Annotated in this window: 21 protein-coding genes; all 21 read right to left on the bottom strand. The window is 51.0% G+C overall.

Annotated elements, in window-relative coordinates; genetic code table 11:
- Positions 1 to 17 precede the first annotated feature (17 nt).
- The 21 genes from QD280_RS06430 to QD280_RS06330 all read right to left on the bottom strand — a co-directional run bounded on the left by QD280_RS06430 (position 18) and on the right by QD280_RS06330 (position 25,994).
- Positions 18 to 686: a DUF938 domain-containing protein gene (locus tag QD280_RS06430; protein ID WP_279838680.1), complete on the bottom strand. Its 669-nt coding sequence runs from the start codon at positions 684 to 686 to the stop codon at positions 18 to 20.
- A gap of 187 nt (positions 687 to 873) precedes the next feature.
- The gene (locus tag QD280_RS06425) at positions 874 to 1,926 is read right to left on the bottom strand and encodes a glycosyltransferase (RefSeq protein WP_279838679.1); all 1,053 of its coding nucleotides are present in this window, start codon (positions 1,924 to 1,926) and stop codon (positions 874 to 876) included.
- Between the two features lie 291 nt (positions 1,927 to 2,217).
- A complete protein-coding gene (locus QD280_RS06420) occupies positions 2,218 to 3,252 on the bottom strand; it encodes a glycosyltransferase (RefSeq protein WP_279838678.1) in 1,035 nt (344 codons plus the stop codon).
- Positions 3,252 to 4,304 (bottom strand): phytanoyl-CoA dioxygenase family protein, encoded by a 1,053-nt coding sequence (locus tag QD280_RS06415; protein WP_279838677.1) that lies wholly within the window; start codon positions 4,302 to 4,304, stop codon positions 3,252 to 3,254. The genes QD280_RS06420 and QD280_RS06415 overlap by 1 nt, the downstream gene beginning before the upstream one ends.
- A gap of 61 nt (positions 4,305 to 4,365) precedes the next feature.
- The gene (locus QD280_RS06410; protein WP_279838676.1) at positions 4,366 to 6,645 is read right to left on the bottom strand and encodes a glycosyltransferase; all 2,280 of its coding nucleotides are present in this window, start codon (positions 6,643 to 6,645) and stop codon (positions 4,366 to 4,368) included.
- Positions 6,642 to 7,595 carry a sulfotransferase family 2 domain-containing protein gene (locus QD280_RS06405; protein ID WP_279838675.1) on the bottom strand — a complete coding sequence of 318 codons (954 nt, stop codon included), beginning with the start codon at positions 7,593 to 7,595 and terminating at the stop codon, positions 6,642 to 6,644. Before QD280_RS06405 ends, QD280_RS06410 begins: the two co-directional genes overlap by 4 nt.
- Positions 7,595 to 8,989 carry a glycosyltransferase family 2 protein gene (locus QD280_RS06400; protein ID WP_279838673.1) on the bottom strand — a complete coding sequence of 465 codons (1,395 nt, stop codon included), beginning with the start codon at positions 8,987 to 8,989 and terminating at the stop codon, positions 7,595 to 7,597. Before QD280_RS06400 ends, QD280_RS06405 begins: the two co-directional genes overlap by 1 nt.
- 95 nt (positions 8,990 to 9,084) lie before the next feature.
- Positions 9,085 to 9,633, bottom strand: coding sequence for a dTDP-4-dehydrorhamnose 3,5-epimerase (rfbC, locus tag QD280_RS06395; protein ID WP_279838672.1), 549 nt, complete (start codon positions 9,631 to 9,633; stop codon positions 9,085 to 9,087).
- A gap of 375 nt (positions 9,634 to 10,008) precedes the next feature.
- Positions 10,009 to 10,899: a glucose-1-phosphate thymidylyltransferase RfbA gene (rfbA, locus tag QD280_RS06390; protein WP_279838671.1), complete on the bottom strand. Its 891-nt coding sequence runs from the start codon at positions 10,897 to 10,899 to the stop codon at positions 10,009 to 10,011.
- A 109-nt stretch (positions 10,900 to 11,008) separates the two neighbouring features.
- Positions 11,009 to 11,902 (bottom strand): dTDP-4-dehydrorhamnose reductase, encoded by an 894-nt coding sequence (rfbD, locus tag QD280_RS06385; protein WP_279838670.1) that lies wholly within the window; start codon positions 11,900 to 11,902, stop codon positions 11,009 to 11,011.
- 2 nt (positions 11,903 to 11,904) lie between these two features.
- Positions 11,905 to 12,981 carry a dTDP-glucose 4,6-dehydratase gene (gene rfbB / locus QD280_RS06380; RefSeq protein ID WP_279838669.1) on the bottom strand — a complete coding sequence of 359 codons (1,077 nt, stop codon included), beginning with the start codon at positions 12,979 to 12,981 and terminating at the stop codon, positions 11,905 to 11,907.
- A gap of 9 nt (positions 12,982 to 12,990) precedes the next feature.
- On the bottom strand, positions 12,991 to 13,653 hold the full coding sequence (locus QD280_RS06375; RefSeq protein ID WP_279838668.1) for an HAD family hydrolase: 663 nt from the start codon (positions 13,651 to 13,653) through the stop codon (positions 12,991 to 12,993).
- On the bottom strand, positions 13,653 to 15,263 hold the full coding sequence (locus QD280_RS06370; protein WP_279838667.1) for an aldolase catalytic domain-containing protein: 1,611 nt from the start codon (positions 15,261 to 15,263) through the stop codon (positions 13,653 to 13,655). The genes QD280_RS06375 and QD280_RS06370 overlap by 1 nt, the downstream gene beginning before the upstream one ends.
- Before the next feature lie 8 nt (positions 15,264 to 15,271).
- On the bottom strand, positions 15,272 to 15,961 hold the full coding sequence (locus tag QD280_RS06365) for an acylneuraminate cytidylyltransferase family protein (protein ID WP_279838666.1): 690 nt from the start codon (positions 15,959 to 15,961) through the stop codon (positions 15,272 to 15,274).
- Positions 15,954 to 17,012 carry a hypothetical protein gene (locus QD280_RS06360; protein WP_279838665.1) on the bottom strand — a complete coding sequence of 353 codons (1,059 nt, stop codon included), beginning with the start codon at positions 17,010 to 17,012 and terminating at the stop codon, positions 15,954 to 15,956. Before QD280_RS06360 ends, QD280_RS06365 begins: the two co-directional genes overlap by 8 nt.
- On the bottom strand, positions 17,009 to 18,016 hold the full coding sequence (locus QD280_RS06355) for a hypothetical protein (protein WP_279838664.1): 1,008 nt from the start codon (positions 18,014 to 18,016) through the stop codon (positions 17,009 to 17,011). Before QD280_RS06355 ends, QD280_RS06360 begins: the two co-directional genes overlap by 4 nt.
- Positions 18,017 to 21,439 carry a glycosyltransferase gene (locus tag QD280_RS06350; RefSeq protein ID WP_279838662.1) on the bottom strand — a complete coding sequence of 1,141 codons (3,423 nt, stop codon included), beginning with the start codon at positions 21,437 to 21,439 and terminating at the stop codon, positions 18,017 to 18,019.
- A gap of 59 nt (positions 21,440 to 21,498) precedes the next feature.
- Complete coding sequence (locus tag QD280_RS06345; RefSeq protein WP_279838661.1) at positions 21,499 to 22,584, bottom strand: chain-length determining protein; 1,086 nt, start codon at positions 22,582 to 22,584, stop codon at positions 21,499 to 21,501.
- A 34-nt stretch (positions 22,585 to 22,618) separates the two neighbouring features.
- A complete protein-coding gene (locus QD280_RS06340) occupies positions 22,619 to 23,509 on the bottom strand; it encodes an ABC transporter ATP-binding protein (protein ID WP_279838660.1) in 891 nt (296 codons plus the stop codon).
- Positions 23,506 to 24,348: an ABC transporter permease gene (locus QD280_RS06335; RefSeq protein ID WP_279838659.1), complete on the bottom strand. Its 843-nt coding sequence runs from the start codon at positions 24,346 to 24,348 to the stop codon at positions 23,506 to 23,508. Before QD280_RS06335 ends, QD280_RS06340 begins: the two co-directional genes overlap by 4 nt.
- Positions 24,349 to 24,350: 2 nt before the next feature.
- Complete coding sequence (locus tag QD280_RS06330) at positions 24,351 to 25,994, bottom strand: polysaccharide biosynthesis/export family protein (RefSeq protein WP_279838658.1); 1,644 nt, start codon at positions 25,992 to 25,994, stop codon at positions 24,351 to 24,353.
- Positions 25,995 to 26,062: the final 68 nt, after the last annotated feature.

Here is a 26,062-nt window from a genome sequence, read left to right as displayed (position 1 = left end):
GACGGCCATCGCCAGCGCTAACGCCGAAAGACCACACTCAGATTGTTCGCCGGCATCTCGATCACCTTGTCGAGCCGCAAGCCGTTGCGCTCCGCTTCCTCGATGACCGCTTCCAGATCACGCACGCCCCATAGCGGGTTGCGGCTCTTGAGCTGCACATCAAAGCCTTCGTTGCTCGGCGCCGTGTGCTGACCATACCTCTTGTAGGGACCGTAGAGATACAACACACCGTCCTTCGGGAGACGGCGACCGGCCTGCAACATCAGCTCGGATGTGACCCGCCACGGCGAGATATGGATCAGATTGATCGCCACCAGCGCATCGCAGGCTATCTCAGGCCACTCGGCCTGCACATCCAGCGTGAGCGGCGCCTTGAGGTTGGGCAAGGTGGCCTCGGCGCGCCAGTCCGCGATGGATTCCAAGGCACGCGGGCTGGCATCGCTGGGCTGCCATTCCAGATGAGGCAATCCGTAGGCGAAATGCACCGCGTGCTCGCCGCTGCCACTGGCCAGTTCCAGCACCTGACGTCGCTGTGCCAGCACATCCCGCAGAACATCGAGAATCACGTCACGATTGCGAGCGACCGCTGGGCTCGCGAGACGCTGGCTGTGCGCCACCTCGGCATCCTTCTGTGACGACTGCGACGTCGCGCTTGGCAAGTCATCGGGTAACTCGGGGGCGGCCATGCAGCACTCCTTTCAACAGGGCAAATGACTCAGAACGAAAAGATGGCTAGATCATAACAAAGCGCCGCACCCCTGAGGGGCACGGCGCTTGAGCAAACAGTGGTTGGATCGGGGCATTTCGGTCAGGCTCTCTCGTCTGGACTATCTCGTTTCGGCGATCTATAGCAGGCCATTACAGACGACTCCGTTAGCGGGCACGCGCCACCGTCGAACGCGCACGCCAGAAATCCAGCACCCGCAGCGGGTCGCCCACTTCATGGGCCCTGTGTTGCGCGTTGTGCGCCATGGCACGCGTCGCATCACGATCGCCCAGCAGGCGCTCGAGGGCGGCTGTCCATTCTGCCGGATCATCCCCCACCAACAGGCCATCGACGCCGTCCTCGATCAGATCCACATAGGGCGCCCGGCGACTGTAGATACCCACCCCGCCCATGCGGGTAATATCGAGAAACCGCAGCCAGGAGGCGGCGCGATTGTCGGAGTTTTCCATCAAGGGCGCCAGACCGATGGCGATCCGACGCCGCGAGCAATAATCCTGAAAGGCCTCCCAGCTGACGGCCTCCATCGTCTTGAGGCGTGGAATATCGCTGAGCGCCAGCGGCAAATGACGACCCATCATCAACTCCACCTCACTGTCCGAATGCCGGGTCTGGATATCGCGCAGCACCGGGGCCAGCGTGAGGATGTCCTCACGATGCGCCAGGGTGCCGTGAAAGCCGATGCACCAGTCGCTCTGCTCGAGATGGTGAAGATCCGGCAGCTTGCCGGTCAGTGGCGGCGTCAACAGGCTGACTTTGGGATACAGACTCGCCAGAGCGGCCTCCAGCTGCTCGCTGACCACGACGATTTCATCCGCCAGCGCAAACAATCGCTGCTGCAACTGAGCCGCTTCAGCCTCAGAGCCTGCTTCAGGGGTGGCATTGCCCTGCTCCGCTGACAGCAGCTCAGGCGAATACAGATGATCGACGAGGTAGCAGATACGACCGTGCTGCTCACGGTGTGTTTCCAGCATCTCGATCCATTCCCGCCCCAGGCTACGCGCGATCAGCAGGCAGGCGCCGGTAAGGCGCGCCTGGGCAAGATTGGGGGAGAACTTCCAGCAGCGGGTTTCAAAACGCTCGACACGTGTGCCTTCCTTGCGCAACGCGGCCATGGCAGGCAGGAAGAAGTAGATATCTTCCAGCGCCTGGGCTTCATCACTGAGTACGATCCAACGAGGAGTGGTCGGGAAGGCGGTCATGTCAGTCTCCTTTACTCGAGGCATTCATGGTCCCGGCACGTTCGGCGTTACCGCCAAACAAGCGCGAGCGAGAGCACACACTGACTCTGGGACGCTTACTTTGAGCTTAATGATTTCTGGGCATCACACCACTCAAATTTTGCTGGTGTGTAGCGGATGTAATCAACGTGTTACCTGCGTTGGGCGCTGAATCGTCGCTGGCAGTGGCAGATTGGACGGCCCCAAGACCAGAAACGACAAGGCCCGCAGGGTAAGCTGCGGGCCTCGTGGGTTGGGATCATCTCGCTGAAGTCAGCGCGAACGCCAGAAGTTCGTACACGCCTCTACAGCGCCAATATCTCGGGCTTTCTGCAATGCTCGCTCTGCCATGGCCTGCGTGGCGGCTGGGTCAGCCAGCAATTGCTCCAGCGCTGCCCGCCACTCGCTGGGGTCGTCCCCGACCAGCAGCCCATCGACGCCATGCTCGACGATTCCGTCATACGGCATCCGACGACTATAGATACCGACACCGCCCATCGCGGCGATATCGAGAAACTTGATCCACGACTTGCCACGATTGAACGGCGTCTCCAGAAGCGGCGCGAGGCCGATCTGGATGCGGCGTGTCGCCTGGTACTGTTGAAAGGCCTTCCAGGGCAGCGCCTCCGGGGTCTCCAGCCGTGCGATACCGCAAAATGATTCAGGCACGTGCCGCCCCATCATGATCTCGAGGCGTGCCTGGGGATGTGATGCCATCACTGACGTGAGTGCCGGCGCCAGGTGCGCGATATCATCACGATGCGCACGGGTACCGTGGTAACCGATGGTCCAGTCAGACTGAGTGAAATCGGCCAGCTCAGTTTCCGGCGTCAGCATTGGCGGTGTCAGCAGCGAGACATTGGCATGCTCTCGCCCAAGCTGGGCCACCAGCGCCTCACAGCAGGCCACTACCTCATCCGCGAGCGCAAGCAGTGCGGGCTGACGCATCGCCAAGCCGCTCAAACGCGCGACATAGGCGGCAGGCAATCCAGCGGTACGGGTCACGGCGCCAAGATCATCGTCGATCAGATAGACGATACGCCCGAAGCGCTCACGATGACGTTCGAGCAGACGCACCCAGCGCTCGCCCAAAGAGCGCACGATCAGCAGATTGGCGCCCGCCAGGCGCCGCAATGCCCATCGCGTAGGCAGGTGGTAGCGGCGTGTATCGAAACGCTCGACGATGGCCCCCTGCTGGCGAAGAGCAGGTGCGGCCGACTCAAGAAAGTAGATATCTTCGGTGGGTCGAGCACCATCGCTGAGCACGACCCACCGCACACCTGCCAAGGGTGAAGCTTCGGCCGACATCAGGACGGGTCCTGCGCACGCGAGGAGTCACGTGTCACGACATGCCAGGAAGACTCGACACCACGCGCTGCAGCACGCTTGTCATCCCGCGCCCGCTCCGCCTTGAGCACACGATACTGCAGGCGATTGAGCCATTCGCCGCCCAGCCCCGGCAACGGCAGGAAGGGTGTCGTGCGACTCATTCCCCACAGCGCCAGACGCGAACTGCCCGCCTCGGCAGGGCCACGGCCGTGCATACCGAAGGTATCCGCGATCAGCAGCGTGTTGGCAGGCACCTTGAACAGCGTAGGCGCATTGAGACCGAAGCGAGCCAGTGCGCACTCCTCGACCCGGAAGGACCCTCGCTGGGTATAGCGATTGGCATGCTCACGCGCCGTCAGACTCATGTGATATTCCCAATCCAGTCGGCCCTTGTTCAACTGCGTGGACTGAGGCACGAACATGAAAGGCCCGTTGCGCTCGCTCACCTCCTCCAGGTAAAGCCAGAACTTCATGGTCGGCTGGAAGGTATCCACGTGCAGGGACTTCTGCGGGTCTGCCTCATCACTCTCGCGGGCGCCATTGAACACCTTCTCGAGATGCACGATGGGCAGGCGACGATGGCCAGCGCAGAAACGCAGCAGACGCTTGAGCTGTGGGTCAGCCAGCACTTGCCGAGCCACCGGCAGCTCGCTCAGGGTCTCCGGGTCCAGCAATACACGATGTGTACGAGTATCCCCCTGACAACATTCACGCACCTCACCGGGACCGTGATCATGCACGGTGTCAAGCTCCGCCTTGAGCCGCGCGAACAGCTCTGGCGACAGGAAGTTCTGCTTGAGCAGGTAGCCATCACGCAGATAGGCCTCACGCTCCGCTGTCGGCACGCCGCGACTGAGCATGGCCATGCGCCAGCGCATGATCCGAGACGCCGCCTTCACTCGCCAGACGTGCAGTCCGCGGCGATTCAGACGCTCACTTCCGATCAGCGGATTGGCGATGAAGGACTTGGCACCGGTGAAAAGCGCAAGGCCCCACAGGGGAGCCTTGAGCAGAAATCGTGAACGGGACATGGCGATCCTTGCGAAACGGTGTTCAATAGGCAGCTACAGGCATGACGGGACAGTGCCCTGCTCAGCGTAACGAAAAGTCTTCGTGGACGAGAGTCAGGTTGGGGTTGTAGTAAGGGTCCGTCGTCAGCTGATCGCCCCAATTGTCCAGCATGTAAGAGACTTCTCGCTGTGCCCGTGCCTGCTTATCGGGGTTGTCATCCTGACCGCGAGAGACTGACTCGTGATGATAGAGTTCCGCGTAAGGTGTCCAGAGGTTACGGTAGCCAGCCTCTCTCACCTTCAAGCAGAAATCGACGTCATTGAAGGCAACAGCAAGATGCTCTTCATTGAGTCCGCCAACAGCCTCGAAGACCTCGCGCCTGACCAACAGACAAGCTGCCGTGACGGCACTCAGGTTCTGCGTCAGCATCAACCGGGAGAAGTAACCGGCTTCCGATCTATGAAAATACTTGTGGGCGTGGCCGGCGACACCGCCGATACCAAGAATCACTCCGGCATGTTGAACGGTATTGTTGGGGTAATACAGCTTGGCGCCGACACAGCCAATCTCTTCACGCTGTACTTGCCCCACCATCTCATCCAGCCAATCGGCATTGATGGGCTCGATATCGTTGTTGATCAGCCCGATGATCTCGCCACGAGACTCGCTCACACCAAAGTTATTGATGGCAGAATAATTGAAAGGATGATTCCACTGCAGCACTCTCACCCGTGAGTCACGCTGACTGACTTCCTGCATGAAAGACAAGGTCTTCTTGCAAGTGGATTCATTGTCCAATATCAAAAGCTCGAAGTGCGTATAGGATGTTCTCTCCAACAAGGCCTCGACGCACGGCTTGAGGATATCCACACCATCGCGGGTCGGCACTATCAAGCTGACAAGAGGCCGCCCTCTCACAGGCCACGTGACGCGGTAGGTATTAGGCAGGCTTCCGGGAGTGACAGACGCGGGTAACGAAGACTGTGCCAAGTGATCACGCACGGCCTTGAGTCCCGCTTGACTGGTATATTCCTTCGCCCCGCTATCCAACGCGGTAGACCCTTTACCGGCACGCCAGTGATAAAGCACCCTGGGGATGTGAACAACCTGCGCTGCGGACAGGCCATTCGTTACCCGCAATGCGAGATCATGGTCCTGACTCCCTTCATACCCAGCCCGGAAACCACCGACTTTCCGCACAAATGGCGTCGAATACACTCCCAGGTGAGACAAGTAATTCTGAGATAGCAACAAGTCAGGGTTCCAACCGCTCTTGAAGTGAGGATCATGGCGTCGGCCCCGCTCATCCAGCTTGTCTTCATCAGAATAGAACACCAAGGCCTCAGATGCCTCATTGATGGCCTGTGCCACGAAATACAGCGCTTGAGGTGCAAGGATGTCATCATGGTCAAGCAGCGCGACGAAATCTCCTGTCGCCATATCCAGAGCCGTGTTGCTGGCATGAGAGATATGTTGATTGCGATCATGAGCGGCGACTCGAACCCGTTCGTCGCGCACCCGGTATTCTTCAAGAGTGCGAGTCAACTCTTCATCTCCGGAGGCATCGTCTACCAGGCAAATCTCAAGGTTGCGATAACTCTGTGCCAGTACGGAATCCATGCAGGCACGGAAGTTCTCGAGTTCAGGTCGGTAGACAGGCACCAGGATGGAAATGAGCGGCTCACGAGCCAAAGGCCTCTCTTCTACAGGTGCCTCATTCGTTGTGATCCAGGCCTGATAATCCCCTTGGCCACGGCGATTGTGGAAGGTATCGGCATAACAGGCCATCAACCATTCTTCAGAGGTCTGATAGCCATGAGCGTGATACTGCGTAGCAAGTTGATTCACCATGTCTTCAAGAGACATTCCTCTGAAGTCATGATGCAGCCGCACGACACGCTTTCGGATACGATCCCGAGCAAAGCCGGGGGTGAGCAAGATCAGGCGCAGATGCTCCACTCTAAAGCTTCCTGGAGCGTCGACAGGATCAAACCTCAACCGCGTACCACTTTTGCCGATATGGATGATGCGTTTGGAAATCCGGCCATTCTTGATAGGCAATGAGACACTATTTTCAATGGAGTATCCGTTTCCCTCATTGAGATACAGTCTTGACTCTCTCGCAGCGGTCGCATGTAGCACCGTCGCTTCCAGCATGTACCAACCAGGGAGCCAGGCTCTTGACTGCAATATCACTTGAGGATCATCAGACACGGACAATAGACCATCAGAATCCGGGTCAGGAGTGATGTCACGATATTGATCGAAATCAGGCTGCTGACGGATGGAAAACAATGATTCCCAACAACGCTCAAATCTGGAATAGAAGAATGACAAGATAGACACCACCAATTTGTTCATTGCTTGAAATCAAGTACTATCTGAAGACTTGTCACTTCTCTCAAACAGTATTGCCCCGGCTTGAGATGCCCTGTTCCGAACCTGAATCCCACGTAACCTTTTCTGGGAGCTCTCAATCCATGCGCCTCAACCGAAAACTCCTTGGCCAGGATACCATCCACCGCCATAGCATATCTGCCTTCAGCGTCAATACGACAGACTTCCAGCTCTACCATATCATCAGAATCTGGCCACCAGGCATATCCACTGATGGCATGCGGGTGCTTGTCTGTGCGATAAGCCAATGGAGCTTCCCCCATCGCCAGAACCTTCAATCGACGATCCAGCAACATGTTCGCTTGACGATAAAGATGTAGATCTTGCTTGTTTATTTTCTCAATTGACTCACGATGAAGATTGATCAAGTCCTTATATTCATCACGCGTAGCAGAATTGGCATTGGCGGTACGCGTCTCCAGCCGCAAATCAAACCGAGCATTGATGACTTTCAATGACTCTTCATATCGCTCCGTAATGCCAACGGCTCCCATACACCCCAAAGGTTGCCCTGCGAGAAGTTTCCATTGTCGGTTTTGCATGTTTGGCTGGCGATAGAACGCCTCGAAATCATCAGTGGCACCATGGTGACGACGGGCATGTAGATATTCGGAAACGACGCGAGACACAGGGTCTCGCACAAAGGTGCAAACTCTACCAATGCCATAATGAGGCAAGTATCGCATGATAGAATAATGTCCCGTCATGAAGGTGATATCTGGTGCCTTGATGATCAGGCGGCTGACATCCTTGAGACCATAGGTGGCTTCCTTGACAGCAGCAGTAGTGACTCCAGCACCGGCCCCATAATCTCGCTCGACCTTTCGGAAACGACGAGACCGAGAGGCGACTACATCTTCAATACTCTCTCGGAAGCTGGTACCAGCAGTCTTGGGAATATGTACGAATAACATTAGGCACCTGGCAACATTATAGATGAAGGGTAAAATATGTTAGGCACAACATATTCTACAGACCCAATTTTTACTTTTAGAGCCATCAACTTACCTTCCCATTCATTCAAAGATTCCATATTGAAGCCACAATTTTCGGGTAGTTTATCAAAGAGATCAGCAGATATGCTAGGCCTACAAGCAGTCACTAAAAGGTCATACTCTTGCCCTGATGTTGACACTGCTTTTGCTTCTAATATTTTTTTCCTTGAATGAAGATTAAACCCGTACCCAGTTAGCCTAAGTTTTTTTTCAGAAATAATAGCTGATTCTATTATCACATAATTCACTGTTTCTGGACGATTCCCCCAATTTAAAACCTTACGTAGCTCTTGTATTTTCTTATCAGTAACAGTATGAAATAAACCCTGATACCTAGCAAACAAATAAAAACTATCACTTTGTAATTTAGCGACTACACGTTCATATCTATCAGTAATAAAGCGCCTTGCATCGAACTGCATTTCAAGCAAGTTACTCGTCCTAAATTTACACCAAGCCCATTCGTAGTCATTTAGTTTATTTTGGTCTATATCGTAACGATTAGCTCTAGCTGATTTAAAGTCAGGACGATATCCTAAGCGATTCACTTTGAAAGGCCTACGGTCGTTGGAAGCATGGCGACGGCCCTTATCTAGAGATGATAAATACTCATGCTGTGACCTATAAATTCGATGATAAATAAATGCTTTAGGGACTTCATTCCTTATAAGCTCGAATCTATCTTTACTAATTAGAGCGCGAGCATGTTGATCATCATCAACAAGGTCAAAATAGCTACTATCTTCTAGGCAATAATAATCATTCTTTTTAAGCTTGGCTGTATGGATATTTACACGATCTACTAAGGCGCTTGTATTGACAATACTCTTCACATGACGATTAGCATGCATCCACATAAGGTTTGTATATGGTCTAGAAAAAGCTTCTCTTAAATCGTGTGGAGTATCTATCAACCAGTTGAAAGATACAACGCCTGCTCGCCCCATATCATGATCAGAAAAATACTTACTTACTGAAGACATGAAATCTTGAGGAGTCCAAAGTTCATCAAGGTCAATGAAGAGCACATGACTAAATCCTTGGCGGCGAGCTTGGCCAAATGCAACATTATAAGCTTCTGTCTGAAAGTTCAGACCTTCCTGTAAACATTTTTCGAGTAGATCATCCGCTAATATCGACTTAAACTTTCCATGTGTGATGGACTCAAGCTCTTTACATATGTCATGAGAATTGTCAGTAATATTATTCAACCATACTTCACAAGCATCAAATCCGAAATATAGATGATGAAAGCACCATTCTGGCAGATAGGCCGCTTCATCTTTCGCTATGGCTACGACCTTGATCTTCATATATCTACTCTCATCGAAATCAGCTGCAAACAAAAGCGCCTCACCCCTGCAGGAGTGAGGCATCAAACTTACCTACAAAGTCAGTACTCAGTGCTTCAAGCAAAAGCGGCAGCCATCTCGAAAGATTCACCGTCTTCATCCTTGCCCGACAGCTGCGGCGCTTCACCATTGACCAGCGGCCACTCGACACCCACGCTGGGATCATCCCATTTCAGAGAATATTCATCGCTTGGTGCATAATAATCCGTACACTTGTACTGGAATTCAGCAGATTCGCTGATGACATAGAAACCATGAGCGAATCCCGGCGGCACCCACAACATCTGTTGATTGTCTTCGCTCAGGTGTGCACCTACCCACTGACCGAATGTCGGACTGCTCTTGCGCATATCGACGGCCACATCGAAGACTTCGCCCTGTGTGACACGTACCAGCTTGCCCTGCGGCTGATTCAACTGGTAATGCAAGCCGCGCAGGATGCCTTGGCGGGACTTGCTGTGGTTGTCCTGCACGAAGGTGTAATCACCGCAGTGTTCGACGAATTCGCTCTGACGGAAGGTTTCCATGAAGAAACCGCGCTCATCACCGAATTTCTTCGGGGTCAGCAGCACGACATCCGGGATGGCGAGTTTTTCAAAATTCATGCGGGAATTGCTCCTTGTCGGGGACAGAAATAGCGTTGGCAGCCACATGTCTCAACGTCTCTTCTCGTCAAGCCACCTCTTGCCAGGCCTTATCTCGTCAAGCGGCCTTGCCGATGACAGCAGCATCACTGACGGCGTTGCCTGGCACGATACAGCGTGAAGAGTACGTATCTTACCGTCACATCACTGCTCGCCAGGGAAGCCATGGCCACCTGCCATAAAAATTCCCGCAGTCGTCGTCATGGTCGGGACGACTGCGGGAGCTTGACTACATTAGCATTGCCTTTAGCCAATTCTTACCAAAGGCATGATACAGCTCATCATGAACTTTCATTGCAGGGCATGTCACTGCAGGCTATGTCATCGATCGCTGTGTCACTGATTGCCGCGGCGCTTGTCATCCAGACGCTTGAGCAGGTACTGGCCGTAACCGGTCTTCTTGAGTGCCGTGCCCTGCTCCTCAAGCTGCTCGTCAGTGATCCAGCCATTGGCCCAGGAAATCTCCTCCAAACACGCCACCTTCAAGCCCTGGCGGTGCTCGATGGTCTGCACGTACTGGCCAGCTTCCAACAGGCTGTCATGGGTGCCGGTATCCAGCCAGGCGAAGCCACGACCCAGGCGCTCGACACGCAGGTCACCACGTTCCAGATAGGCATTGTTGATGCTGGTGATTTCCAGCTCGCCACGCTCGGACGGCTCCACCGACTTGGCGATCTCGACCACGTCATTGTCGTAGAAGTAGAGGCCAGTCACGGCATAGGGTGACTTGGGCTTCAGCGGCTTCTCCTCGATGGACATCGCCTTGCCGGACTCATCGAACTCCACGACACCGAAACGCTCCGGGTCCTGCACCAGATAGCCGAAGACCGTCGCGCCGCTCGGCTGGTCCGCCGCACGCTTCAACTGGTCTGAGAAGTGCTGACCGTGGAAGATGTTGTCACCCAGCACCAGACAGACCGAATCATCACCGATGAATTCCTCACCGATGATGAAGGCCTGCGCCAGACCATCCGGGCTCGGCTGCACGGCATATTCGAAACGAACACCGTACTGATCACCATTGCCCAGCAGCTTTTCATATTGCGGCAGGTCTTCCGGGGTGGAGATGATCAGGATCTCGCGGATACCGGCCAGCATCAGAACAGAGACCGGATAGAAGATCATCGGCTTGTCATAGATAGGCAGCAGTTGCTTGGAAACACCGCGAGTGATCGGATGCAGACGTGTACCGGAACCACCGGCGAGAATGATGCCCTTGCGCGCCATATCAAAAGTCCTTGTCGTATCGACGTGTAGCGTTCTATTCAGAGAAGATCAGGTGCCGCGAGTTGCCACACACTGAACATGATCCTGCAGTATTGCAGACGTCCCGGTCTCAGCGATCCAGATGCTCCTGGAGCGTCAAGGCCAGCTGAGATTGCCAGTCCGGCAGCACGATGCCGAGTGCTGACTCCAGCTTTTCGAGTGCAAGCCGTGAATTCAGAGGGCGTGTCGCAGGCGTCGGGTAATCTGCCGTCGGGATGCCACCCAGCGTCTGGGGGTCGATCGCCAGAGTTTCGCCCTGCTCGATGGCCTGACGGAAGATCGACTGGGCGAAACCATGCCAGCTGGTGGTGCCCTGCGGGGCCAGGTGATACAGGCCACTGGCTATCTGCTGACGCAGCGCCTCACAGGTGAGCTGCGCGATCAGACGCGCCGGTGTCGGTGCGCCGATCTGGTCATTGACGATATTGAGGCTGTCACGCTCGCGCCCCAGCTTGAGCATCGTCTTCATGAAGTTGTTGCCGCGTGCGGCATAGACCCAACTGGTGCGGAACACCAGATGACGGCAGTCACTGGCCAGTACCGCCTCATCGCCTGCCAGCTTGCTTTCCCCATAGACTGACAGCGGCGCCGTCGGGCTATCTTCGCGCCAGGCCTGGTCACCATCACCGGGATAGACATAGTCCGAGGAGTAATGCACCAGTGTCGCGCCCAGCGCGCTGGCCTTCTGCGCCAGCAATGACGGCAGCTCGGCATTGAGACGCATGGCGCCCTCGCGCTCTTCTTCTGCCTTGTCGACGGCCGTCCAGGCCGCTGCATTGAGGATCAGCTGGGGCTGCCAGGTGTCAATCAGTGCGGCGACAGCGTCAAGATCACTGGCATCGACGTCGCTGCGGCGCGGCGCATGTACCTCACCGAAGGGGGCGAAGCTGCGTTGCAACTCAAACCCGACCTGGCCATTGCCACCCAGAATCAGAATGCGTCCAAAGCGATGGGAAGTCGTCATCATCAGCTCCCGGTACCCAGACGTTCACCACGGTAGCTGCCATCCTGCACGCGCTGCCACCAGCTCTCATTGGCCAGATACCACTCGACCGTCTTGCGCAGGCCTGTCTCAAAGGTTTCCTGCGGCACCCAGCCCAGCTCGCGTTCGATCTTGGCGGCATCGATGGCATAGCGCACATCGTGGCCAGGGCGATCCGTCACGTAGCTGATCAGGTCTTCGTACTTGGCAATGCCCGCTGGCTTCTCGGGTACCAGCTCTTCCAGCAGTGCACAGAGTGTCTTGACGACTTCGATGTTCTGCTTCTCGTTATGGCCGCCAATGTTGTACGTCTCGGCGATCTTCCCTTCGGTGGCAACCTTGATCAGCGCACGGGCATGGTCTTCCACGTACAGCCAGTCACGTACCTGCTTGCCATCGCCATACACCGGCAGCGCCTTGCCCGCCAGAGCATTCAGGATCATCAGCGGGATGAGCTTCTCGGGGAAGTGGTACGGGCCATAATTGTTGGAGCAATTGGTCACCAACGTCGGCAGGCCATAGGTACGCTGCCAGGCACGCACGAGGTGGTCCGAACTCGCCTTGCTGGCAGAGTACGGTGAACTCGGTGCATAGGGCGTCGTCTCGGTGAAGAGATCTTCCGGCCCTTCCAGATCGCCATACACCTCATCAGTGGAGATGTGGTGGAAACGGAAGCCAGCGGCCTTCTCGGCATCAGACTCCTTCAAGCCCTTCCAATACTGACGCGCCGCTTCCAACAGCTGATAGCTACCGACGATATTCGTCTCAATGAAATCCGCCGGGCCATCGATGGAGCGATCCACGTGGCTCTCGGCCGCCAGGTGCATCACGATATCCGGCAGGAACTCCGCAAAGACAGCTTTCATCTTTTCGCCGTCGCAGATATCGGCCTGCACGAAGTGATAGCGCTCGGAATCCGCGACATCCGCCAAGGATTCGAGGTTACCGGCGTAGGTCAGCGCATCGAGGTTGATGACGGTATGCTGGGTAGAACGGATCAGTTCACGGACGACCGCGGAGCCAATAAAGCCGGCACCGCCAGTAATTAAAAATCGGGACATAACTTACCTTTACTTATCGGATGCAAGGAGATCGGAGACTCGCTCGCAAATGTGCACGTTATCTTTATCACTGAAATAATCATTCCAATCAGAGAATTCAGACCAAGCATTGACAAAAACAAAATCAAGTTGATGACTGCTGGCGACAACATGATCGTACCGACTATCGCCCACAAAGAGTACTGGCCCTTTGATAGTATCACCAAGCAATTCACGTTTGACAATATCTTCTTTCTTGTCTGGACTACCAAATATCCCTAATTCGAAAAGCTTATCCAGATCACGCGCCTTGAACAACTCTCGTAGCTCGTTCTGATCTCCGCCAGAGGCTATCATCCAGGAAGAGGATGTCTGCTTTTTCAAATTCAACAGATCTGGCGTAATGGCACACTGTGCTAATCCCAGCTGTACTTCCTGAGCATAGCGGTGAAGTGCTGAATTCAACTCTGATTCATAGCTGGTGTAACGCAATATATCAGTAAAAAAATATTCAAATTTTATATAGCGAGATACCCCGCCATTGGCAACATGAAAATCAACGAGTTTTTGAGCCGGCCCATGCCCGAAATCAATGACAGCGTTATAAAAGGCCTTTGTCTTGACCTTATTGGAATCCAGAATTACGCCATCACAATCAAAAATTATCGTGCTATAATCACGTATATCCAACATTATGCAACTTCCCCATACAGGCTCTTCTTCTGAACATCATAGACAGAAGGCGTAATGGAAGTGACCGGCAACGCAATATCGCTTTGAGCGAAGGCGTCGAGAACTAGTTGCATCTCTTGGTTTCGCTTGTCCCCTGGTGCATAGCCATCAAAACCTGCCAAATAAACAGCTTTAGCGCCCGCTGCAGCACTGACAGCCAGCGAGTAAGCGGCAACGAGTTGCTTAGGACAAGTCAACTCGGAATCACTGATAGCGAAAGTATCATCTTCTACCTTGAGTGACATATTGATCAACTTGCCAGAACCGACATTCTCACGAACAGAAGAAGAAAGATTGAGCAAGGGAGCAATCAAAGGCTGCTCAAGTTTATCATAGCTGTTCTGGTCAGCAAGCATACGGACCGGATGGCAAACTATACGATAATCGATTGCCTTTTCAGATAAATGCCTATCAGTGTTCATTGCAATGACAACACAATCGTTGATAGTAGCGAATTGTTGCAATTGCTTTGCGTACTTGGAGGATGAAGGCCCAGTGCCAAGCAAAAGTACATTTTTTCCAGAGAATGCACCCTTGAGGTCAAGGCTCTTTTCAACATCTACGTCATGTAAAGTTGAAGACTTGGCTATTTCAAGCGTGTTACTACTGAACTTGCTAGCCCCTATCTTCTTGAGTTTATTAATGACAGAAATGATATCGGATGTAGAATAACGAGAGTCAGCCTGCATCTCTTGTACATAAGAAGGATGAATACCATACATACCTGCCAAGAAATAGTAAGGGTTCTTGCCCCAGCCACACTTGGCTTGCAATGGCTTGAAGTAAGTATCAATCAACTCCAGCAAGGAGATGGTATTGGGAAGAGATATACCGTCGATCAGATTGATAGCGACTTCTTCGGTACTGGCATTACCTGGGCCACGGCCCATACCAGTGACAGTAGAATCAACCCAAGTAACGCCCTCTTCAATGGAACGTTTGGTATTCGAAAGTGCCAATCCCATATTATCGTGAGTATGAATACCAAGAGCGCCTGTCCAAGCCGAGCGTAACCAGCGAATGATCTTTGCAGCATCATCTGGATACATACTTCCCATGGAGTCTGCAAAATAAAGTGAATCGAGTGGGTATGCGGAAGCCTGTTGGGCAGCTTTTTCCACTTCTTCCTGGGACTTGTCTGCAATCTGCATCAAGTTGTAACCTACCAAGAAGCCCCTTTCCTTCAGCCAATTACTGGCGGGTAGGGATTTTTCGAACTCATGGAAGTGACAGGCGATACGGACAACGTCCAGACGCGTTGCTTCAGCTACCTTGGGGAATAGTTTTTCCAGCACGGCATAATCAAGCTCTCCCTCAACCAGGAGCTCCGAAGCATTGACCATGACGCCGACTTTAAGAGAGGCAGGAATTTCAAGGGATGCAAGCCAATCATCAGTCGAAAAGGCAGAAGCACCTTTAAAACCAGTATTCTTGAGGCTTCTTAGTCCCATTTCTACAATAGTGATACCACAATCATCCATCGCTCGGATGTATTCCTTGACGACAGACTCCGGGAAATCCCAGTTATTATAATAGCCACCATCGCGCAATGTGCAATCTAGATAGATCATATCTTCACCTATAGCTGAGCTAATTTATTTTGCGTGATAGATTCTGCTATAACAAAATCTTCCACCCAATCAATATCAAATCCTACTATCTTGTCCAAGACGTGAATATATGGCTGATCTCCTATTCGGTCTTTTTTTATTTGATAAATCTCTTTTGAAGCAATGAATGCAGCACTATTCAATTCATAGAGTGGTGTAATTGTTTGAGTGCGAGGCCACTTCTCTTTTGTCCTATCATAAGAGATTGGTTTATCTTGATCCCAAATAAAGCCATGAATTTCATTAGCTGTCATCAAGGAATCATGACCTGTCTTTAAAGCATTTAAATAAGAGATCACGAGGGAATCATAAACGTTCTGATTTACGAAGGGTGAAGTCACATGCGTCCATAGGATATGGCCTTCATCGACCAAGCTATCCGCATGCGCAACTAAATCATCCGTACTTGTTTCACTAGTACATAGGGAGTTATCTCTTACATGAATCTTGAGTTTCTGCGAAGATAGAGACTCGGCGTAAGATAGTATCTCCTCATCATTGGTCGAAAGTATTATTTCATCTATGCGGTTAGCTGAGATCAATTGCTTTAATTTAACTTCTATCAAACCAAAAGAAAAATGACCAAATGGCTTTATGTTTTTTTTAGGAACTCGCTGGCTCCCTTTTCGGCAAGGCAAGAAAGCGGTTATTTTACTCATATACTAACTCCATTAAACTCCTGATTTTTCTTAACAAATACATAACACCCGTTAAGTTCAAAACTTCACCAGTGATTTCAACATGGCTTTCCAATAAACTAAAGCGCTCTAGGCTAATGACTTCGTCATTATAGTATTTATACGTAAGGACATCCATTCCCTGACGTACTACAACTAAGATATTGTCATATTTTGACTTTCTCAAAAATCTCAAAGAATGTGCAGTCGTATCATTAGCAAAATATACTAACTCGGAACAAGATCTAAACTTGTTAAACATTGCGTCTTCAGCGCTTAGAATATCTACATCAACAATATGTACACACCTTTTTGCTTCGTAGAGCGCAATATTTCTATATAACGAAGACACGCCTGAAAATATTGTTCTTCTGGGAAAGGCAATCTTGCAATTCATATTATAGTATTTAAGTGTACCAACAATTGCTTCACTTACATTTTTCTGCTGAAGTAACAATGAGTCTAGCAATGTATAACTTATAGATGTTGGATGGTTACTGCTATCCATCTCCAGAAAATCAGGTATTGCATCTATGATCAACTGCATAGGTATTATATTTTCTATATACCTATTTTCGACCACAGATAAATTCCAAATAGGATGGGTATAGACACCTGACTCATTAATATATCTACCAAGCAATTTATTTTTATATTCGCGAATTGCTAAATCCCAAAATATAAATTTAACGTTAAAGCGTGCAACAATATCGTCTAAAGCCTTAAGAGTTTTATCATAGCATATTTTATCAGACTTACTACTTATTGCTGCTTTACTGATTCCATACATACTCGGTGGGCATAAATTATCTGGATTATCACAGGCTTCATTACCAAACCTAAAATCGCCAACTAAGACATAAATCTGGGTACCTTTTGGTATTGAAGTTAGTTCTTTAGACACGTAATCAGACCAAAGAGGCAACCCTCCCGCAGCAATAACTTTAATATTTTGAAGCGCATTGTCAGTCTGTCTAAGACTGTGTTCTCTTACCCATCTTACAACATGAGATGGACCAATAACTACTTTCAAGTTAGTCCCTCTAAACGTGATTTAATCAGATCGAAAAAAGGTAAACTCTTATTTTTCAAGACAGGCAATCGTAGGAACAACACATTTATATCTATTTTTTTATTCTTAGGCACTTGTTGCGTAGATCGTGACTCAAGAGGTAATGCCCCATTATTTGCCTTCATCGCACACACTAAGCTCAAACTACCAACTTTAAGCAGCGCTTCACAATCACTTAATTGACCCAACAACCAATCATTTCTAGGATTGTATATGTCAGCAATACCAGCGCGCGAAGCATTAAATGAATTCATAAACCAAACCGAAGCTGAATTATAGTCTTCTTTATAAACTTTTAAAGCGCCATATAAAAATGCTAACTGACAGTAGTTCCAATAAGAAAGATGATTATATCCATAATACGAAGAAGATTTTTCAGCTGCAACGCCAACAACATGAGCAGCGTTATCAGTATCATCAGATGCAAGTAACATCAGAGACAATGACATGGAGCTAGATATATACCACCGGATATAGTTAGGAGTTATTTTGCCCCTTTTATTATCTAGAACATACCACTTATTTACTAAGAAATCTCTAACGAATGAGTTATGCACAGATAGCTCTACATATTTGTAAGAGCACACGCTTATACATGATGCATAAAAATGATTATTCGGCTCTAAGATATTCAAGAGCTGATAAGCAACAAAGAACAATTCATTATTATTATATGGTCTCGTTGCTGCATTAGCTAAATTCTTTGTCATATAAAATTCATCGTCTAGCTTACTAGTATCCAACTTATATCTTGACAATAAACCTGAAACATCTTGATCATTGACATATAAGTCATCATTATAAATATCGATATCGCTTATTAGGATTGAAACCTTACTAACTTCATCATTACTAGAATCATAACTATGATTACTCTGATCTTTCTTTATTATACTTGCTTTGAAATTTTCTTTCTGATTGGCATGAATGACAATGCAGTCAGAAACAATAGACAAGGTGGGCATTTAGATACTCCAATAAATATCTTTGATTTTAGTTACTTGGCCAGAACTTTTAAAAATAGCAGAAGAAGTAGAATTTCTTTTTATTTTATTACCTAACGAATTAATCTTTAAAATAACATCCTCAGCAGCGTTAAGTGTAGGGCTAATTCTAAAGCCAGACTTGCTTGTTACATCTTCTCCAATACCACCGAGATCTGAGGCAACAATCCAACACCCACACGCTGATGCTTCACGTGTTACTAAACCGAAGCTTTCTGGCCATGTAGAAGGTGCAAATAAAACATCGATTTGCCTGTAGACATCTACTACTTTATGCTGACTAGCTCTACCGATAAAACGTACTGGAACATTCCCCCAGTATTGATGAGATTCATAGCCCTCTTCCTTTGAATGATCAACAATCAAGAACTCCATATTCTCTGGTTGAGATTTAATGACTGCTTGCTTGAGCAAATAATAGCCTTTGTGCTCAGCCATCCCGCCTACATGCCCACCGACAATTCGTTTCGTATAAGATGTATCCTTGAGTGCCCAAGGCAAATCATCAGAGATGCCGTTGGGGGTGACCTCTATATCCAGAATGTCATTCTTGCGATAGATATCTGCGAAGGCATTCGAGACCGTCAACACCTTATATGCGCTATTCAACAATCCTTTGAGGTATAGCTTACGCTCAACGGAAGCTTCCTGGGTGATACTGGGAGGAAGTTCAATTGGATCAAAAGGATCAGGGTGCCCCTCCGGATATACCGTCCCAGTGTGATCCACCAGGAACTGGAAGTCAGAAATCCACCATGCATCATGCGCCGTGACGATATAGGGTACTTTCGCATCTCGGGCAGCTTCCACAACGGAACCTGTCAACCGTTGTACACAGTGGAAGTGCACCATATCTGGCTGTTCACACGCGAGAAATTCAGTGAACATCTCGTACATACGCTCATCCTTGGCATGCCAATCCATATTCTCACGCCAGAGAGTCGCCGTACGATAGACACGTACCCCATCATGACGATAGATGGACAACTGATGCGGGGTGCGACATTCACTGTCAGCAGTGAAGACGACCAGTTCAAAGTCATCATCATAATGCTTGCGTAATGCCTTGAAGTTATCATCCAGCACCCGAGTCGCCCCGCCGATGGATTGCGGTGGGAAGAACACATTGACAAGTGCGATCTTGCGGCGCTCCCTTACCAATTTTGTCGTCCCTTCTTCACCACGCTCGCAGTGTGCTCTGTCCATCAATTCATTGGCATAAGCTTCGAGATTGGTTACGAGCTGGGTGCCCAGAATTTCCAGGGAATACTCTTTACGCGTGCGCTCTTGCGCCGCTTGTCCCATTGACTTGCGTAGTTCCTTGCTTTCCACAAGGCGTGTAATGGCTTTCTCCCAATCATCCGCCGAGACAGCCAGGAAGGCATCTTCTCCATCACGAATGACATCTCGATAGTTGCGGGTACTACTGACGACTGACGGTACGCCATGACAGGCCGCTTCAAACCATTTCAGCTCTGACTTGCACTCATTGATGACGTCATCATGTAGAACAGCCAAGTTGATGTCTGCACGACGAAGCAATGACCAATATCCCTGGACACTCTTCAAGGGGGGAATCATGGAAAGTTGCTTGGCAAAGCGCTCTGTAAATGTCTTGGGTAGTTTTAGATAACCTACGACAACAAGACGCAAATGAGCATGGCGCTTCAACAATTTTTCTATCGCAGGCAGTGCCAGGTCGATAAAATCCTGGTTATGTGCCTGTGTACCGCTGCCATAGAAGATATCCAGCGTCTGTTTGGGAGATTCCTGAGGCTGGCTGAACTCATTGAGACTATCGAGGCCATTGCGGTGCAATAGACATTCGCTACCGAATACCAAATCAGCCAAACGCTCTCGAAGCGGTTCTGTCGAAGCCAGGCCAAGACGACATTGACGAGCAGCCGCATGGAAGAGGGCCATACCACGCGTCAATTCACGGTAGGTATCCAGTGAAACGTAACCGCCATAGCTAGCCAAGGCCGGGGGATAGACGGGATCGAACAGTAGATCATCGATTTCATAGATACTGAGCTTCCCGGCTGCATTTGTCTGCGCCATGGCCTTGAGTACCTTGGGCATGGCAGGCACACGATAGAAGATGACGACATCGTGAGTCGCCAATGCCTGGGCCTGTTGATCAAGGTCCAGCCAGTTGACTGCAGTAACCTCTTTCCCAACCGCCTCGAGTTGCTCTACCTTTTGATTGATACGATAGCGTTCACATTGTGCAACGTGATAATCGCCGACTATCAAGATTCGGTCAAGATTGAGTGAGTGAAGTCGCTCAGGGTTCTTACTGGTACCACAGGCACGCAAGTAAGCATCATAGACGACCTCACTGAAGGCGTCGAAAGCCTTGATCAACTCATCTCGATTTCCCTGTCCGACGTAGCTCAGCAGGGCGGGATAAATGTTATTCCAGGCTTCTTCAGCGAACTCATCCAGCTTATCCTGTTGAAACGTGAAATCACCATAGACTTCCAACCCTTCCGCTAGAGTAGTCAATGCCTTTTCATATTGTTGAAGCCTTGACAGGCAGGTTGCACGATTGAAGAACAGCCACTTTGGCGGGTTGGGTAGCGCTTTCGCGGCGTTATAATAACCGAGCGCAATACGATTATGCCCTTCATCAAGATAGATATTGCCCAACAGCTCGAGCGCTCCTGATAAGGCGTGAAAACAGTTACTGGCTTCCAGTTGCTTCTTTGCCTTCTCTCTCTCGCCTATAGCCAGGTAATGCTTCGCCATCATCATGTAATGTTGTGCGCTTTTGGCATCATCACTGAAAAAGGCAACAGGCGTTATGTAAAGTCCGGCAATTGAATTCAAGACATCCTGAGAAGTGATTTCTAGGCCTACTTCAAGATTGCACTCATGAATATCACGAAACTTGATATCCTCTGGCATGAAGTCCAAAGGAAAGTTATTTTTCTTCAACCATTCTCTTATCGAACCATGCCGCTTTTCTTCCTTGCCAAAGGAATTATAGTGTTTCTCAAGAGCTATAGATTCCGTAATTCCCGCTAACGCAAGATCAGCATACAGACTTGCATAAAAATCAGGATCAAAAGCGAACTCTTGTGAATTGTGCGTAGCTGTCCACTCATCTTCCAATACAAGCTTTGCATTGCCCGACTCATGACTGGCTGAAGCAAACCGCCCTTCCTTGAATCCATACTTCAACCAATGTTCTTTGAGCTGCTCCACTGTCAGCGATGCCAAATCTTCATATCGAGATTTATAAAAATCTGTATCCAGTTCAATTTTGGCTGCAGCAGACGCTTCTGAAGAAATTATATCGCTTGTTTTTTCTGGTGAAGTCGGCAAACTTCCATTCTTGCGCTTCTTGCGTAGCAGTCTCTGACTTATTTGTGGCAGCATTTCAAATTCCCTGTGATTTACTTACCCTACATTTACTATTATCAATGATAACCTAGTTATCAATCTCGATGATCTTTGACGATCAACATGATCATGCTGAAGATGAATGCCATGAAGATAACTACAATGGCGAAAATACTGGTGTTATAGAGCCGTTCCGGTTGTTCAGGATATTCAGGCAACAGAGGACTTTGCAGAACACTGACCTGCTTCAGTTTCCGTGCCGCCTCGATACGAGTATTCTCTAGTGCTGCCAATGCGTTGGAATACGTCTGCTTGGCAAAGTCAGCACGTAATTGCAGTGTTTCATATTGACTTGAAACAGCATTCAGTGAGTTGCCCGACTGCTGTGCGAGACGCTTGCGCTCTTTATCGATCTGGTCTCTCAATGCACGAATTTCACTTTCCGTACGCACCATGTCACTCGAACGAGCACTCTGATAACTGGCCATCGCACTCTTGCGCGCTTTCAGAGAGGCTAGCTGAGCCTCCAGACTTGATACTACCGTATTCAGGCTCTGCACTGTCTGTGTCGGAGACACAAGGCCATTCTCATTCTGGTAATCCAACAAGGCCTGGCGTGTTTCCTGGAAGTTCGTCTCCAGCAAGGCGACCTGCTTGTCAAGGAACTGCACCTGCTCTTCTGCCAGGCGCTGCCCCATACTATTCATATGTGATTCGCCTTCACGCAACAACAACTCGGCAAACTGTTGTGCGAATTCAGGTGTCCAAGCCTGTACCTTGATGTTCAATACACCTGAATACTCGTCCATCTCGACAGCTACACGCTTCAAATAGTAATCGTGCAGTTGCTCAATTGGCGCGTCCTTGTCTCCCAAACGCGCAAAGAAATCGCCATTTTCACTATAATGTTGGCGGAAGTTCAGTTCATGCTGAACTTTCTTCAACATATCAGTGCTCAACAGATATTCACGCAACAGCAATAGATCGCCGTCACTTTTATCCCCGGTGAGCAACGAGCCGAAACTTACCTCGCTGGCTGCACTGACCTGAGGGCTTTCCAGTACTACGGTTGCCTTGGCAACATAACGATCATCCGCCCATAAACTCCAGTAGAGCCCTACCAGAATGATAGCGAAAATGGCGACGAACCATTGAGGTTGACGCTTTATCAATTTGAGCATGTAAGACCCTTGTCACTATTATCGTTGAGAACGATCACTTGAGCTTCTGTACCAAACGTCTTGCGCTATGCAGCGTTTCACGTGCTTCATTCACGGCTTGGACGGAAGCTTGCCTTTCTCGTGGCTGGATATCTTGAGGAAGTTGTTCGAGCGCAATCTGCAAGCTGTCAAAGTGTGCTTTGGCTTCCTGATGGAATACCTGCGCTTGCTTGAGTGACGTCGTTTTCGAATTGGTCAGTTGATGCAGCTTGCGCTCGAGGACATGAGCATCGCTGTCATTGTGGTAGGCATCAATAGCGTCATTGATATCGTCATACCAGTGAGCTCGCCCATCCCGTAGATAGATACCCGCCTGGCATAACTCTCGCAGGATCCCGACACCATGCGACACCATGATCAGACTAGCCTTGCCGACCTTGTCTTTGAACGCCTTGGAGGCCTTGGCCTTGAAAGCGCGATCCCCCACCGACGTCGCTTCATCTGACAGATAGATATCGAAATCGAATGCAAGGGATAGGCCGAAATTGAGTCGCGAGCGCATCCCTGACGAATACGTCTTGATCGGTTGATCAAAGGCGGGGCCAATCTCTGCAAAGGCCTCTACTCGGCGAATTATCTCGGCCTCATTACCATGGCCGCCATGTACACGAGCGACAAACTTGACGTTCTGTCGTCCCGTCATACTGCCCTGGAAGCCCCCTGCCAGACCGATTGGCCATGAGACACTGCTGTGGCGCTTGATCTCCCCCCGTGTGGGGCTATCCATACCCGCAATCAAGCGCAGCAGCGTGGACTTGCCAGCGCCATTGCCTCCGACCAGCCCGACGCTGACCCCGCTGGGAATGGTGAGATTGACATCGTGCAACACCCAGTCCGTGGCGCGATGTGTGTAATAACGCTTGTAGACATGTTTGATTTCGATCATTGGGCTTTCAATCGCTCCTTGAATCGAACATGCATCAGCAGCCCCAGGGCCAGCATTCCCAAAGTCCAGCTCCAGAAATACAACATGCTGGTTCCATGAACGACCTTGTAGCCTTCAAAGAAACCGTGGCGTGTATATTCGAGCCCATGCACGATCGGGTTCAGCATCAAGTACTCAAGCAGATAATGTGGCAAGTGATTGAGCGGCATGATGACGCCCGACATTATCAATAGCGGCATACTGAGCATTCTGACAATCTTCGCGATTTCCGGTACCAATGTCCCCGCGACCGATACCACGAGACTGAACCCGAGCCCGAGCGCCCAGAGTGATAACCAGCCACTGATCGCCTGGAAGCCATTGTCTGGGCGAAAATCAGTTCCCAACAATAAAGCCCCTAACATGAACATCAGGAAGATCAGTGTACGCAGCAATCCATCAAGGAAGTTCCTGACCAATACACCATCCACAGGCTGCACTTGGCGATACGCAAAAAGTGCCTTGTTTGCATTGATTGCCCCAGCCCCCTGCATCAGACCCTCCCTAACCAAGAAGAACCCGAGAAGGCCAACGATCATCCAGGGGATAAAGGGGGCATTGATGATAAGACTATCGCCTCCTATAAAGCTTCGCATCGTGATCATCACAAGCGTAAAGGCCATTGGTTCGGCAATCATCCAGAACCAGCCCATGCGATCAGTCATGGTACGTCCGATGGCTTCACGCATGAACATGGCGAACCAGACACTGCGCGTCACGGCCCAAGAAGAGCGGGCCTTGGGCCCGCTCTTCTTGTCGCCAGATGGGCGTTCAGTTGAAGTGTTCATGTCACTGGCCATGATCAGAGATCTATAGCGACTTTGGTAGCAACGGCTACCTGATAGAGAATCTGCGTGATACTGGTGGCCAGTTGCAGGTTCTTGGTCGGCGGTTCCGGCAGTACCAGAATCTGATCACCCGAGCGCAGCTCAACCTCCTCGGCGCGACGCACGGCGCCGTTCTGACGTACCACCAGAATCTGGTCTTCATCCGCGTGCTGCGTGAAACCACCGGCGCTGTTGATGTAGTCCATCACCGTCATGCCCTGGGTGTAGACCATGGCCTGAGGCACTACGACTTCGCCGCTGATCAACAGGGAATCACTGATTTCCGGAATGGTGATGACATCGCCATCCTGCAGACGCACATCCGCGATGTTGCCGTCTTCACGTGCCACGACCAGTCGCCCGGTCGGCTCTTCCTTCTTCGCCTGCTCGACGAACTTCTCGATCATCTCGGCTTCCTGGACACGAAGCTCGGACTCTTCGGTGGTCGAGGAAGACGCGCCAAGATAGGTAGCCTGAAGACGCTTGAGGCTGTCCTGCAGTGCCTGCGCCTGCTGTTCCTTGACGCTCTCACGACGAATGGAAACGCTCTGGTAATCGGTCAGTCCTTTCGGCACCCCGACGGCATTGAGCAATTCCCCCAGGTGGGCATCGCGCGGCAGTGCATAACGCGACGGGCCATAGAAGCTGCCTTCCAGCTGCACGACGATGGTCTCATCACGCTGGTCGGCACTGAACAGCACTTCATCCCCTGCACGCACATCAGCACCACGGAATTCCGTCACCGGCAGATAGCGCGAGATGGGACCGTCTGGACGTGAGCCACGCAGCAGCACGTGAGAGACGCCCGACTTGAGGCGCGCCAGGTTCAGCACATCTTCGCCACTCAGACGCGAGTCGGTGAGCTCATAGCGATAATCACGCTCGACATCCCCGACCACGCTGATCGCCGGGCCACGCTCCTCGACGACGACGGTATCGCCATCGCGGAACTGCGGGCGAGCGATCTCGCCGTTGATCAGGAAGTCATAGAGATCGACCGTATTGATGACGCGGCCATTGCGCTTGATCTTGATCTTGCGGTAACTGCCCAGTGCCTGGTCGATACCGCCGGCCTGGTCGAGGAAATACAGCATGGAATCATTCGGGGTCCCGGCGTAGCGGCCCGGATTCTTGACATACCCAGTGACAAAGACGCCCACCGGCTGCACGCCCTGCAGGTTGGTGTAGACGCTGACGTTCTCGGGATACACCTCTTGAATGGCGCTGCGTACCTTGCCATCCAGCTGGGCATTAGTGGTGCCCTGCACCTTCACCGGACCGATGCCCGGCAGGAAGATGTTGCCCTGCGCATCGACAGGCAGCACGGACTCCATCTCGACCCCACCCCAGACACGCAGGGTGATCTGATCACCCGGCTTGATGGTGTAGCTGCTGTTGAGGCCATCGGCCATCATGCCGCGGAAACCACCGGTGAAGAGGTTTTCGCCGAACGGCGGCAAGGAATCAGGGTCGGTCTGCGCACGGGAGGTCAGCGGCCCGTAGGTTCCGCTGCGCCAGTCGGCACGCGCCTTGTCTTCTACACTATCCGTCTTTTGCGGGATGCTGGAGGCCTGGTCATTGCTGGACAGGATGGAACCGCTGTCCAGGCCGGCTGCCATGGCAGGGCTGGCGTTCAGGCACGCTACCGCCACCAGGCACCCGGCCCGGAGCAAGAATCTGGAAATTG

The organism is Cobetia sp. 1AS1, from assembly GCF_029846435.1.
In the GTDB taxonomy this organism is placed as follows: Bacteria; Pseudomonadota; Gammaproteobacteria; order Pseudomonadales; family Halomonadaceae; genus Cobetia; species Cobetia amphilecti.
The sequence above is the reverse complement of the archived record's forward strand: the minus strand, read 5'-3'. Positions and strand labels throughout refer to the sequence as shown.